Origin of the sequence: Pantoea sp. Seng, from assembly GCF_009829935.1 — a bacterium.
Taxonomy (GTDB): domain Bacteria; phylum Pseudomonadota; class Gammaproteobacteria; order Enterobacterales; family Enterobacteriaceae; genus Pantoea; species Pantoea communis.
Genome location: NZ_SZZV01000009.1, coordinates 24,414 through 37,113, shown reverse-complemented (window position 1 = coordinate 37,113; position 12,700 = coordinate 24,414). Strand labels below are relative to the sequence as shown.

Here is a 12,700-nt window from a genome sequence, read left to right as displayed (position 1 = left end):
GGAGTTAACTGGCGCGGATTATGAACTGTTTGAAAAATAAACGCACCAGTTAATTCGCGGCGCGAAGCAGGTTGTTTGGGTGAGAGTGTAAAGAAAAAATTACGGGCCCGAATACAGGCCCGTTGGCAGGGTAACCGGACTAATTTCCGACTTAGTCGATGGTACGCAGCAGTTCGTTGATGCCGGTTTTCGCCAGCGTTTTAGCGTCCACTTTCTTCACAATTACGGCGCAGTACAGGCTGTAGCTACCATCTTTAGACGGCAGGTTGCCCGATACCACCACTGAACCCGCTGGCACGCGGCCGTAATGCACTTCGCCAGTTTCACGATCGTAGATTTTGGTGCTCTGACCGATGTAAACGCCCATGGAGATCACTGAACCTTCTTCCACGATCACGCCTTCAACGATTTCAGAACGTGCGCCGATGAAGCAGTTGTCTTCGATGATGGTTGGGTTAGCCTGCAGTGGCTCCAGAACACCGCCGATGCCGACGCCGCCAGACAGGTGAACGTTTTTGCCGATCTGCGCACAAGAACCCACGGTGGCCCAGGTGTCAACCATGGTGCCTTCATCAACGTAAGCGCCGATGTTGACGTAAGAAGGCATCAGCACGGTGTTACGTGCAATGAACGCGCCCTGACGCACGGCAGCAGGGGGGACAACGCGGAAGCCCGCATTTTTGAAGCGTGCTTCATCCCAGTTCGCGAACTTCATTGGGACTTTGTCGTAGAAACGGGTTTCTGCGCCTTCCATCACCTGGTTGTCATTGATGCGGAACGACAGCAGCACTGCTTTCTTCAGCCACTGATGCGTTACCCACTCTCCATTGATCTTTTCAGACACGCGCAGTTCGCCGCTATCCAGCAGGCCAATAACCTGTTCGATGGCTTCACGGGTCACGCTGTCCACGCTGGCTGGCGTGATATCGGCGCGGCGCTCAAAGGCAGATTCAATAACGCTCTGTAACTGTTGCATAATAATTTCCTGAGTCTGTCATACGGGTGCCAGCGTCGCGCTGACACAGAGAATTAAGTCGATAAATCGATTGCGGTCACACTTTATCGTTTGGATTGAGGGCCTCTGTCAACCGTTGTTGCAGCACATTGCGCATTTCGACATCAAGTGCGCGCCGTTCGCTGTCCGCCAGGATGAAAAGATCCTCAACTCGTTCGCCAATCGTACTGATGCGCGCGCCGTGCAGAGAAACGCCGAGGTCGGCAAACACTTCCCCTACACGCGCCAGCAAGCCTGGTTGATCCAGCGCGACCAGTTCCAGATAGCTACGACGATCGGTGTGCGTCGGCAGGAAATTCACTTCGGTATCGACACTGAAGTGCTTGAGGCGAGCAGACTGGCGACGTGTTCGCGGCGGCACCCATTCGGTTTGGGTAATCGCTTGCTCCAGTGCCTGCATAATCATCGGATGACGATCGGCGGCCAGCGGACTGCCATCCGGTTCCAGCACAATAAAGGTATCCATCGCCATGCCGTCGCGGCTGGTAAAGATCTGAGCATCGTGCACACTCAGGTTTCTGCGGTCGAGTTCGCCGGCTACTGCGGCAAACAGGTGAGGGCGGTCCGGGCTCCAGATAAAGATTTCAGTCCCGCCGCGAGTGGCCTGCGGGCTGACCAGCACCAGCGGCTTTGTAAGGTCATGGTCGATCAGATGACGCGCGTGCCATGCCAGTTGATTCGGCGTGTGACGCAGGAAATAGTCAGCACGGCAGCGGCTCCAGATATGGTGCAGGCGCTCTTCGTTAAGGTTTTCCATCCGTAACAGCGCGAGAGCCTGTAAGCGATGATGACGCACGCGTTCGCGCAAGTCCGGGCTGTTTTCCATACCGCGACGCAGCTGTTTTTCGGTCGCGAAGAACAATTCACGCAGCAGGCTCTGCTTCCAGCTGTTCCACAGACTTTCGTTAGTGGCGCAGATGTCGGCCACGGTGAGACACACCAGATAACGCAGGCGGTTTTCATTCTGCATGACTTCAGCGAATTGCTGAATCACCGTCGGGTCCTGAATATCACGGCGCTGGGCGGTGACCGACATCAACAGATGATGGCGCACCAGCCAGGCCACCAACTGCGTTTCCCGCGAGTTGAGCCCGTGCAATTCGGCAAAATCAAGCGCGTCCTGCGCCCCCAGAATCGAGTGGTCACCGCCGCGCCCTTTGGCAATATCGTGCAATAAGGCTGCCATCAGCAGCAGTTCGATCTGTGGCAAACGCGGCCAGAGTTCTACACACAATGGGTGCATCGGACGCGTGACTTCGTTGGCGAAACTTTCCAGCTTTTGCAGGACGCGAATGGTGTGCTCATCCACCGTGTAAGCATGGAACAGGTCAAACTGCATCTGGCCGACAATATTGCCCCACAGCGGCGTATACGCCCAAAGGACACTGTGGCGATGCATCGGCACCAGCGCCCGCTTCACCGCGCCCGGATGGCGCAGAATCGCCATAAAGGTGTCACGCGCTTCGGCAATCTGGCACAGCGGCTGCTTCAGATGACGACGCGCATGGCGTAAATGACGTAGCGTGGTGGAGTAAATGCCGGTGATGTTCTCATTACGTACCATCACATAGAACATGCGCAGAATGGCCTGCGGTTCACGTTCGAACAACGTGGGGTCACGCAGATCAATCAAATTGCCGCGCAGTTGGAAATCATCATCAATGCTGCGCGGTTTCTCGGTGGTGGAGAGCGCGAGGATCGCTTCATCAAACAGCTGCAGCAGCATCTGATTGAGCTCACCAATGCGGCGCGTCACCCGGTAAAAATCTTTCATCATGCGTTCAACCGGCTCATTGCCTTCGCCGAGATAGTTGAGCCGCTGTGCCACAGTGAGCTGCCGATCAAACAACAATCGATTGTCGTAGCGTGTGAGCGTTAAGTGCAGCGCGAAGCGAATTCGCCAGAGGAACTCCTGGCATTCATTGATCTCATTACGTTCGGCTTCCGTGATAAAGCCAAAACCGACCATTTCATCCATGGTGGTGGCACCGAAATGGCGGCGCGCCACCCACTGTAAGGTGTGGATGTCGCGCAGGCCGCCCGGGCTGCTTTTAATATCGGGTTCGAGATTGTAGCTGGTGCCGTGGTAGCGCTGATGACGTTCCTGCTGCTCTTCAATCTTGGCCGCGAAAAAGCGAGAGGACGGCCAGAAGCCATCGCTGAAAATGTTCTTCTGCAACTCAAGGAACAGGGCGACATCGCCTGTCAGCATGCGGGATTCGATCAGGTTGGTCGCGACGGTAAGATCGGACAACCCCTCCAGTAAGCACTCTTCCAGCGTGCGCACACTGTGGCCAACTTCGAGTTTTAAATCCCACATCAGCGTCAGGAGTTCGCTGGTGCGTTGCGCGGCCGCATCATCCAGTGGCTGGCGGCTGAGTATCAAGACATCGATATCGGAGAGCGGATGCAGTTCACCACGGCCATAGCCGCCCACCGCAACCAACGCAATCTCTTTCATTTTATCGAAGCCGTAGAAGCGCCACAGTCGGCGCAACAGACGATCGATAAATAGCGTGCGGGCATCAATCAGTGATTCAACGTCAGTACCGGCATCAAAGGCCATACCGAGATGCTGCTGGAATTGCTCCAGATAGAGTTTTAATTTGTCACGCGTCAGGGCTTCATCGGGCCAGCTGGCGGGGGAATCAGTCAGGCCTTTGTGTACTGCTTCGGTCACGCTACCACTCATCGACATGCCTCGTAAGCGCCATAAAAAAGGCCGGCATTATGCCGGCCTGGTACTGTCTTGAAGAACGTTACGCGTTGTTTTCGAGCACCGCAGCAATGGTGTCATCTTCACGCAGCGTAAGAATCTCACAGCCGTTTTCTGTCACCACAATAGTATGCTCATACTGCGCGGACAAGCTGCGATCTTTGGTTTTTACGGTCCAGCCATCCTTCATGGTGCGGATACGATAATCACCGGCATTGACCATCGGCTCTACGGTAAAGGTCATCCCCGCCTGCAACACCACGCCGCCGTCATCGGCATCATAGTGCAACACTTGTGGTTCTTCGTGGAAACCTTTGCCGATGCCGTGGCCGCAGTATTCACGTACCACAGAGAAATCCTGTGCTTCAACATATTGCTGAATCGCACGGCCCAGCTCGCGCAGGCGGATGCCCGGTTTAACCAGACGCAGTGCAATGTAGAGGCTTTCCTGGGTGACACGGCACAAGCGCTCGCCTTGAATAGTCGGTTTGCCGACGATGAACATCTTCGAGGTATCGCCGTGATACTCGTCTTTGATCACCGTGACGTCAACGTTGACCACATCGCCATCTTTTAAAACGCGGTCATCGCTCGGGATGCCGTGGCACACCACTTCATTAACCGAAATACACACCGATTTCGGGAAGCCGTGATAGCCAAGGCAGGCTGAGATAGCCTGCTGCTTATTCGTGATGTGATCGTGGCAGAGGCGGTCGAGTTCACCTGTGGTCACACCCGGCACCACGTGCGGGGCGATCATTTCCAGCACTTCAGCAGCCAGACGGCCCGCCACGCGCATTTTTTCGATTTCTTCAGGGGTTTTGATTGAAATGGCCATTAAATAATCCGCAATTGCCGACATTTTCGACAATAATGAGTTCTGTGGCAGTCATGTTAGCAGTCAGTCATTAGGCTGCCAAATCGGGATGACTCCTCGCTCACGCTGCTAACAACTGTTGGCGTATTCCTGCGCGTTATGGTATAAAGCGCGCCGACGATTCTCTGTCACCTTCGTTTCGTTGGCTGGCAGGAAACGCATAAAACTCATTATGTGTACTAAAACACACATGTATCGACACATACGCCGGGGTGCCTTGAAAGAGGTCGGTTGTATGGGATACATGGAGGCCCAACCCCAATCATACTTTAGAGGTAATCATGGCAACTGTTTCAATGCGCGACATGCTCAAGGCTGGTGTTCACTTTGGTCACCAGACCCGTTACTGGAACCCGAAAATGAAGCCATTCATCTTCGGTGCTCGTAACAAGGTTCACATCATCAACCTTGAGAAAACTGTACCAATGTTCAACGAAGCTCTGGCTGAGTTGCAGAAGATCTCTTCACGTAAAGGCAAAATCCTTTTCGTTGGTACTAAGCGCGCTGCTGCCGAAGCGGTAAAAGAGTCAGCTCTGAGCTGCGACCAGTTCTTCGTTAACCACCGCTGGTTGGGTGGTATGCTGACCAACTGGAAAACTGTTCGTCAGTCAATCAAGCGTCTGAAAGATCTGGAAACTCAGTCTCAGGACGGTACTTTCGACAAACTGACCAAAAAAGAAGCACTGATGCGTGCTCGTGAACTGGCCAAGCTGGAAAACAGCCTGGGCGGTATCAAAGATATGGGCGGTCTGCCGGATGCACTGTTCGTTGTTGACGCTGACCACGAACACATCGCAATCAAAGAAGCAAACAACCTGGGTATCCCAGTATTTGCTATCGTTGATACCAACTCTGATCCAGATGGCGTTGATTTCGTTATCCCAGGTAACGACGATGCGATCCGTGCTGTAAGCCTGTACCTGACTGCTGTTGCGACCACCGTGCGCGAAGGCCGTTCACAGGATCTGGCTGAGCAGGCTGAAGAAGCAGCTGAAGCTTAATAAGGTTCGCTCTTTCTAAGAGCCCTTAGACATCAGATGTTATCTGTTAAGGGGGCCGCACAGGCCCCTTTTATTTATCTAAGTTTGTCACGCTTCTTTCGGGTAAGCGGGGCAGAGTAAATTTTCCGCAACAAGTTTCTGACAGTGTTAACGCACACAGAGACGAATCGAGGATTCTGGAATGGCTGAAATTACCGCTGCATTGGTAAAAGAACTGCGTGAGCGTACTGGCGCAGGCATGATGGATTGCAAAAAAGCGCTGACCGAAGCGAACGGCGACATCGAGCTGGCGATTGAGAACATGCGTAAATCTGGCGCGATCAAAGCCGCTAAGAAAGCAGGCAACGTTGCTGCTGACGGCGTGATCAAAACCAAAATCGCTGATGGTTTCGCAGTGATTCTGGAAGTTAACTGCCAGACTGACTTCGTTGCTAAAGATGCTGGATTCCAGGCTTTCGCTGACAAAGTGCTGGATGCAGCTGTTGCTGGTAAAGTGACTGATGTTGAAGCTCTGAAAGCGCAGTTCGAAGAAGAACGCGTAGCGCTGGTTGCTAAAATCGGTGAGAACATCAACATCCGTCGTGTTGCTATCCTGGAAGGTGCTCAGCTGAACAGCTACCAGCACGGCGCACGTATCGGCGTAGTGGTTTCTACCACCGGTGCTGATGAAGAGCTGAGCAAGCAAGTTGCGATGCACGTTGCGGCAAGCAAGCCAGAATTCGTTAAGCCAGAAGACGTGTCTGCTGATGTGGTTGAGAAAGAGTACCAGGTTCAGCTGGACATCGCCATGCAGTCTGGCAAGCCTAAAGAAATCGCAGAGAAAATGGTTGAAGGCCGCATGAAGAAATTCACCGGCGAAGTTTCTCTGACCGGTCAGGCTTTCGTTATCGATCCAAGCAAAACTGTTGGCCAGGCTCTGAAAGAGAAAGGCGCAGACGTGATTAACTTCATCCGCTTCGAAGTGGGCGAAGGCATCGAGAAAGTTGAAGCTGACTTCGCAGCAGAAGTTGCTGCAATGTCCAAACAGTCTTAATGCTCCGAAAGAACCGCCGGAAGGCGGTTCTTTTTTGTCTGCGTTTTGCGTGGACCACTTTTCAGTCTCATCCCAATAGCTTTTTTCGTTCGCTAAGCGGATGATCGATCAGATTTAACTTCTCATTCATCATATCTTCCAGGAAGAATTGACCATGGCGACCAACGCAAAACCTGTATATCAACGTATCCTGCTAAAACTGAGTGGCGAAGCACTGCAAGGTGCCGAAGGTTTTGGTATTGACGCGAGCGTGCTTGACCGTATGGCGCAAGAGGTGAAAGAGCTGGTTGAGCTGGGCATCCAGGTGGGTGTGGTTATTGGTGGCGGTAACCTGTTCCGTGGCGCTGGCCTGGCACAGGCAGGCATGAACCGTGTGGTCGGCGATCACATGGGTATGCTGGCAACCGTGATGAACGGTCTGGCAATGCGAGACGCATTGCACCGTGCGTATGTTAACGCGCGTCTGATGTCCGCGATTCCGCTGAATGGCGTGTGTGATAACTACAGCTGGGCAGAAGCGATCAGCCTGCTGCGCAATAACCGCGTGGTGATTTTCGCCGCCGGTACTGGCAACCCGTTCTTTACCACTGACTCCGCCGCTTGTCTGCGTGGCATCGAAATCGAAGCCGATGTGGTATTGAAAGCCACCAAAGTTGACGGTGTTTATTCAGATGATCCGGTGAAAAACCCGGACGCGACGCTGTATGAACAGCTGACCTATGGCGAAGTACTGGATAAAGAGCTGAAAGTGATGGATCTGGCGGCCTTTACATTGGCTCGCGACCATCAACTGCCGATCCGCGTCTTCAACATGAACAAGCCTGGCGCACTGCGTCGCGTAGTGATGGGTGAAAAAGAAGGCACTCTGATTACGCATTAATACCCGACGCAAGATAAAATAAGGTATATTCTGTTGGCGCGATGCAGTGGCATCGCGCAGCTTTCAGGATGATCGATGTTTATCGATACCACTTCCGGGCTGCCCGGAGATGGCCAGGTCAAACCGAATCCAAGGGTTTTAACGTGATTAACGACATTAAAAAAGATGCCGACACGCGCATGGAAAAATGCGTGGAAGCATTCAAAAACCAAATCAGCAAAGTGCGCACCGGTCGTGCTTCGCCTTCACTGCTCGACGGCATTATGGTGCCTTACTACGGTACACCTACGCCATTGCGTCAGCTGGCTAGCGTCACGGTAGAAGATTCTCGTACGCTGAAAATCAACGTGTTTGACCGCTCACTGAGCCCGGCCGTTGAAAAAGCGATTATGGCATCTGACCTGGGTCTGAACCCAAGCTCAGCAGGTACCGATATTCGTGTGCCACTGCCAGCGCTGACCGAAGAGCGTCGTAAAGATCTGATCAAGGTCGTGCGTGGTGAAGCGGAGCAGGGGCGTGTTTCTGTTCGTAACGTGCGCCGCGATGCTAACGACAAGATCAAAGCGCTGCTGAAAGACAAAGAGATCAGCGAAGACGACGAACGTCGCTCGCAGGATGAGATCCAGAAAATGACCGATGGCTATATCAAAAATGTTGATGTCGCATTGGCCGAAAAAGAAAAGGAACTGATGGATTTCTAATTCCATCTACTGCCTTTAAAAACGCCGTTCAGAGACGTTGTGCGACTCTGGCGGCGTTTTACATTGTGCCTGGCGCTGTTGCAGGCACGATCCACGACGTCACAGGGATAGCATGATGAAGCGATTAACTCTGCTGGGTTCCACCGGCTCGATTGGTACCAGCACACTGGCAGTCATCGCAGCCAATCCAGACTTGTACCAGGTCACCGCGTTGGTGGCGGGTCAAAACGTAGTGCTGATGGCTGAACAGTGTCAGCAATTTACCCCACGCTATGCGGCGATGTCTGATGAAGCCTCCGCACAAGCGCTGCGTGAGCGACTGAGAGCATTGAATCTTCCTACCGAAGTGCTCTCCGGCGTTCAGGCGGCTTGCGAGCTGGCGGCACTCGATGAAGTGGATCAGGTGATGGCGGCTATTGTTGGCGCCTCCGGGCTGCAACCCACACTTGCCGCAATTCGTGCTGGCAAAACCGTTTTACTCGCGAACAAAGAGTCACTTGTCACGTGCGGCCGCCTGTTTATGGAGGCTGTGCGTCATCACAAGGCACAGCTGTTGCCGGTCGACAGCGAGCACAACGCCATTTTTCAGAGTTTACCCGCTTCCATACAGCATCAGTTGGGGTACGCTGATCTGCGAGAGAATGGCATTGATTCTATTCTCCTTACGGGATCGGGTGGTCCTTTTCGTGACACGCCATTAGCGGATTTGGCCGCTATGTCGCCAGATCAAGCGTGCGCACATCCGAACTGGTCAATGGGGCGTAAAATCTCCGTTGATTCGGCCACCATGATGAATAAAGGTCTTGAATACATTGAAGCCCGCTGGCTATTTAATGCCACTGACGCACAGATGGAAGTCATCCTGCATCCGCAGTCGGTGATTCACTCCATGGTGCGTTACTGCGATGGCAGTGTGCTGGCGCAGCTAGGGTCGCCTGATATGCGAACCCCTATCGCGCACAGCATGGCATGGCCAGCACGTATTTCGGCCGGCGTAACGCCACTCGATTTCACGCGAATGAAGTCACTGACGTTTGCTGAGCCGGACTATGAGCGCTATCCCTGCCTGAAGCTGGCAATCGATGCTTGCTCAACAGGGCAGGCCGCCACCACCACGCTGAATGCGGCAAACGAAGTGGCCGTTGCGGCATTTCTGCAGCATCAGATTCGCTTTACCGACATCGCCGCCATCAACAGCGAAGTGCTGACGTCCCTGATATGCCAGGAGCCGGGCAGCATTGAGGATGTGATGGAGATCGATCGGTTAGCGCGTATCTGTGCCACAGAATTGCTACCACGCTTTCGTTTAGCAGGTTGATACTTCCCGCTATTTGTTCGCTCAGGGTGAAAATGGTATAGTCGCTCGCTCGCGTTTTTCGGCCCGACATTGTTTCGATGTCATCTGGTAGCGATGCCGGGGTTCGCCGCAGGCGCAATGTATTCAGAAACCACAGCATTTCTGATGAAAGGAATTATTACGCGTTATGTCGTCCAACAATCACAACACAATCGATGACGAGTCGTACTGCACGCCACGTCACGTGGCCATCATTATGGATGGTAATGGTCGCTGGGCAAAAAATCAGGGCAAACTGCGTATTTCAGGCCACAAAGCCGGGGTAAAATCAGTACGCCGGGCCGTCAGCTTTGCGGTCAGCCATAAACTGGAAGCGCTCACGCTCTATGCGTTCAGCAGTGAAAACTGGAGCCGACCGGTACAGGAAGTGACGGCCTTAATGGAATTGTTTGTCTGGGCGCTCGACAGCGAAGTCAAAAGCCTGCACAAGCATAACGTGCGTCTGCGCGTGATTGGCGATATCAGTCGTTTCAATAATCGTATTCAGGAACGCATTCGTCGCGCCGAGGAACTGACTCAGCAAAATAATGGACTCACCCTCAACATTGCTGCCAACTATGGTGGCCGTTGGGATATTATCCAGGGTGCCAGAAAACTGGCTGAACAGGTTCAGGAAGGTTTATTACGTCCTGACCAGATAACCGAAGAAAGTCTGGCTCCCTATCTGTGTATGCAGGAGCTGGCGCCGGTGGATTTAGTGATAAGGACCGGGGGAGAGCATCGGATTAGCAACTTCCTGCTGTGGCAGATCGCCTATGCTGAGTTTTGGTTTACCGATGTTCTTTGGCCTGATTTTGATGAACACGTTTTTGAAGGTGCACTGAATGCATTCTCTTCGCGGGAGCGACGCTTTGGCGGCGCGGCACCAGGCGGCGCCTGAGCAATCTGGGGGTAACCTTTGCTGAAGTCTCGTCTGATCACCGCGTTTATTCTGATTCCGCTGGTGATCGCTGCTCTGTTTTGGTTACCGCTGTCCGGATTTGCGATTACCACTATCATCATCTGTATGCTTGCCGCCTGGGAATGGGGGCAGCTGGCGGGTATGAAGACACGTCAGCAGCGTATCTGGCTCGCCGTGTTATGCGGTTTATTGCTCTCAGTGATGCTGTTCACCCTGCAACCCTATCAACGCAATCTGCACCAGTTCCAGATGGAGGGCTCACTTTGGGCCGCGCTGGGATGGTGGATTGTCGCCCTGTTTCTCGTGCTGTTTTATCCTGCCTCTGCGGCGTTGTGGCGCACTTCGCGCCCACTCCGCGTGTTATTCGGCATCCTGACCGTGATTCCCTTCTTCTGGGGCATGATGGCGCTGCGCCAGTATCATTACGATACCGATCACTTTGCGGGAGCATGGTGGTTGCTGTTTGTGATGCTGCTGGTCTGGGGCGCAGATTCTGGCGCTTACATGTTTGGCCGTTTGTTTGGTAAACATAAGCTGGCGCCAAAAGTGTCACCGGGTAAAACCTGGGAAGGCTTCTTTGGCGGCCTGCTGTCATCCGCGATTATCGCCTGGCTGTTTGCGCTGCTGGCTCCGCTTTCTGTGGCGCCGGGTACGCTGATTATCTGTGCCGTTATTGCTACGCTGGCTTCGGTTCTGGGGGATCTGACCGAGAGCATGTTCAAACGTGAAGCGGGCATCAAAGACAGCGGTAACTTGATTCCGGGTCACGGTGGTATCCTCGATCGTATCGACAGCCTGACCGCTGCGGTGCCGGTTTTTGCCTGCCTGCTGCTGCTGGTGTTCCGCACCCTCTGAGGATTAGCGACAATGTTGAGCATACTCTGGAGTTTTGTCGCCTTTATCGTGGCACTTGGCGTACTGATCACCGTGCACGAATTCGGCCACTTTTGGGTCGCCCGCCGCTGCGGTGTTAAAGTCGAACGTTTCTCGATTGGCTTTGGCAAAGCGTTGTGGCGTCGTAGCGATCGTCAGGGCACGGAATACGTCATTGCCCTGATCCCGCTCGGCGGCTACGTCAAAATGCTCGACGAACGCGTAGAGAGCGTTCCCGCTGAACTCCGCCATCAGGCCTTCAACAATAAAACTGTGCTGCAGCGTGCTTCGATCATTGCGGCCGGCCCCATTGCTAACTTCATCTTTGCCGTCTTCGCTTATTGGGTCGTCTTTATCCACGGCGTTCCCGGTGTGCGTCCGGTTGTTGGCGAAATTCTGAACGGTTCCGTCGCGGCTGAAGCGCAAATTACCTCCGGTATGGAACTTAAAGCGGTAGATGGTATCGAAACGCCTGATTGGGATGCAGTGCGCATGGCGCTGATCGGAAAAATCGGCGACAGCAGTACCACGCTTACCGTCTCGCAATTCGGTGAAGATGCCACGCAGCAGAAGCAGGTCGATTTGCGCGAATGGCAGTTCGAACCGGATAAACAGGACCCGGTTGTGGCATTAGGGATTCGTCCTCGTGGGCCACAAATCGAAACGACCTTAGCTGAAGTGCAGGCAAATTCGCCGGCCAGCGCTGCCGGTTTGCAAGCAGGCGACAGGATCGTTAAAGTCGATGGTCAGCCGTTAACACAATGGCAGGCTTTTGCGGCGCAGGTGCGCGATAATCCGCGCAAAAACATGGCGCTGGATGTGGAACGTAACGGCGAACTCGTGGCGTTGACGTTAACGCCAGAAGCGAAACCGGGCAATGAAGCGGAAGGCTTTGCGGGAGTGATTCCGCGCGTCATTCCGCTGCCGGATGAGTATAAAACGGTTAGGCAGTATGGGCCCTTTGCCGCTATCGGTGAAGCCAGTGTCAAAACCTGGCAACTGATGAAGTTAACGGTCTCAATGCTGGGCAAGTTGATTACCGGGGATGTGAAGCTGAATAATCTGAGCGGGCCAATTTCGATTGCGCAAGGTGCAGGGTTATCAGCGGAATACGGGGTGATTTATTATCTGATGTTCCTGGCGCTGATCAGCGTCAATCTGGGGATCATCAACCTGTTCCCTCTGCCGGTATTAGATGGTGGACATCTGCTCTTTCTGGCGATCGAAAAGATCAAAGGTGGACCGGTGTCCGAGCGAGTTCAGGACTTCAGTTATCGCATTGGCTCAATTCTGCTGGTGTTATTAATGGGGCTTGCACTTTTCAATGATTTCTCACGTCTGTAATA

The 12,700-nt window shown here is 53.5% G+C and carries 11 protein-coding genes; 8 read left to right on the top strand and 3 right to left on the bottom strand.

Annotated features, from left to right (window positions below; translation table 11 throughout):
* Positions 1-151 precede the first annotated feature (151 nt).
* The 3 genes from dapD to map form a co-directional block, all read right to left on the bottom strand.
* Entirely contained in the window at positions 152-976 is an 825-nt protein-coding gene (gene dapD / locus FD737_RS11145; protein ID WP_038648942.1) for a 2,3,4,5-tetrahydropyridine-2,6-dicarboxylate N-succinyltransferase, read from the bottom strand.
* Positions 977-1,052: 76 nt separating this feature from the next.
* Complete coding sequence (gene glnD / locus FD737_RS11140; RefSeq protein WP_160833510.1) at positions 1,053-3,707, bottom strand: bifunctional uridylyltransferase/uridylyl-removing protein GlnD; 2,655 nt, start codon at positions 3,705-3,707, stop codon at positions 1,053-1,055.
* A 67-nt stretch (positions 3,708-3,774) separates the two neighbouring features.
* Positions 3,775-4,569, bottom strand: a complete 795-nt coding sequence (gene map, locus FD737_RS11135) for a type I methionyl aminopeptidase (protein WP_034829494.1) — start codon at positions 4,567-4,569, stop codon at positions 3,775-3,777.
* A gap of 320 nt (positions 4,570-4,889) precedes the next feature.
* Between map and rpsB the strand changes: the two genes are divergently transcribed.
* From rpsB to rseP, 8 genes are all read left to right on the top strand, one after another.
* A complete protein-coding gene (gene rpsB / locus FD737_RS11130; protein WP_034829491.1) occupies positions 4,890-5,609 on the top strand; it encodes a 30S ribosomal protein S2 in 720 nt (239 codons plus the stop codon).
* A gap of 181 nt (positions 5,610-5,790) precedes the next feature.
* The gene (gene tsf / locus FD737_RS11125) at positions 5,791-6,642 is read left to right on the top strand and encodes a translation elongation factor Ts (RefSeq protein WP_034829489.1); all 852 of its coding nucleotides are present in this window, start codon (positions 5,791-5,793) and stop codon (positions 6,640-6,642) included.
* A 154-nt stretch (positions 6,643-6,796) separates the two neighbouring features.
* Positions 6,797-7,522 (top strand): UMP kinase, encoded by a 726-nt coding sequence (gene pyrH, locus FD737_RS11120; RefSeq protein ID WP_034829488.1) that lies wholly within the window; start codon positions 6,797-6,799, stop codon positions 7,520-7,522.
* Between the two features lie 143 nt (positions 7,523-7,665).
* Complete coding sequence (gene frr / locus FD737_RS11115) at positions 7,666-8,223, top strand: ribosome recycling factor (RefSeq protein WP_034829486.1); 558 nt, start codon at positions 7,666-7,668, stop codon at positions 8,221-8,223.
* Between the two features lie 115 nt (positions 8,224-8,338).
* A complete protein-coding gene (gene ispC / locus FD737_RS11110) occupies positions 8,339-9,541 on the top strand; it encodes a 1-deoxy-D-xylulose-5-phosphate reductoisomerase (RefSeq protein WP_202404528.1) in 1,203 nt (400 codons plus the stop codon).
* A gap of 166 nt (positions 9,542-9,707) precedes the next feature.
* On the top strand, positions 9,708-10,460 hold the full coding sequence (gene ispU, locus FD737_RS11105; RefSeq protein ID WP_034829480.1) for a (2E,6E)-farnesyl-diphosphate-specific ditrans,polycis-undecaprenyl-diphosphate synthase: 753 nt from the start codon (positions 9,708-9,710) through the stop codon (positions 10,458-10,460).
* A gap of 18 nt (positions 10,461-10,478) precedes the next feature.
* A complete protein-coding gene (cdsA, locus tag FD737_RS11100; protein WP_034829478.1) occupies positions 10,479-11,336 on the top strand; it encodes a phosphatidate cytidylyltransferase in 858 nt (285 codons plus the stop codon).
* A 12-nt stretch (positions 11,337-11,348) separates the two neighbouring features.
* Positions 11,349-12,698, top strand: coding sequence for a sigma E protease regulator RseP (gene rseP, locus FD737_RS11095; protein WP_038648921.1), 1,350 nt, complete (start codon positions 11,349-11,351; stop codon positions 12,696-12,698).
* Positions 12,699-12,700: the final 2 nt, after the last annotated feature.

What these genes read in the sequence shown, in the direction of transcription:
- dapD (WP_038648942.1), bottom strand. Translation starts at nt 976, where the DNA reads ATGCAACAGTTACAGAGCGTTATTGAATCTGCCTTTGAGCGCCGCGCC.
- pyrH (WP_034829488.1), top strand. Translation starts at nt 6,797, where the DNA reads ATGGCGACCAACGCAAAACCTGTATATCAACGTATCCTGCTAAAACTG.
- tsf (WP_034829489.1), top strand. Translation starts at nt 5,791, where the DNA reads ATGGCTGAAATTACCGCTGCATTGGTAAAAGAACTGCGTGAGCGTACT.
- rseP (WP_038648921.1), top strand. Translation starts at nt 11,349, where the DNA reads ATGTTGAGCATACTCTGGAGTTTTGTCGCCTTTATCGTGGCACTTGGC.
- ispC (WP_202404528.1), top strand. Translation starts at nt 8,339, where the DNA reads ATGAAGCGATTAACTCTGCTGGGTTCCACCGGCTCGATTGGTACCAGC.
- map (WP_034829494.1), bottom strand. Translation starts at nt 4,569, where the DNA reads ATGGCCATTTCAATCAAAACCCCTGAAGAAATCGAAAAAATGCGCGTG.
- glnD (WP_160833510.1), bottom strand. Translation starts at nt 3,707, where the DNA reads ATGAGTGGTAGCGTGACCGAAGCAGTACACAAAGGCCTGACTGATTCC.
- ispU (WP_034829480.1), top strand. Translation starts at nt 9,708, where the DNA reads ATGTCGTCCAACAATCACAACACAATCGATGACGAGTCGTACTGCACG.
- rpsB (WP_034829491.1), top strand. Translation starts at nt 4,890, where the DNA reads ATGGCAACTGTTTCAATGCGCGACATGCTCAAGGCTGGTGTTCACTTT.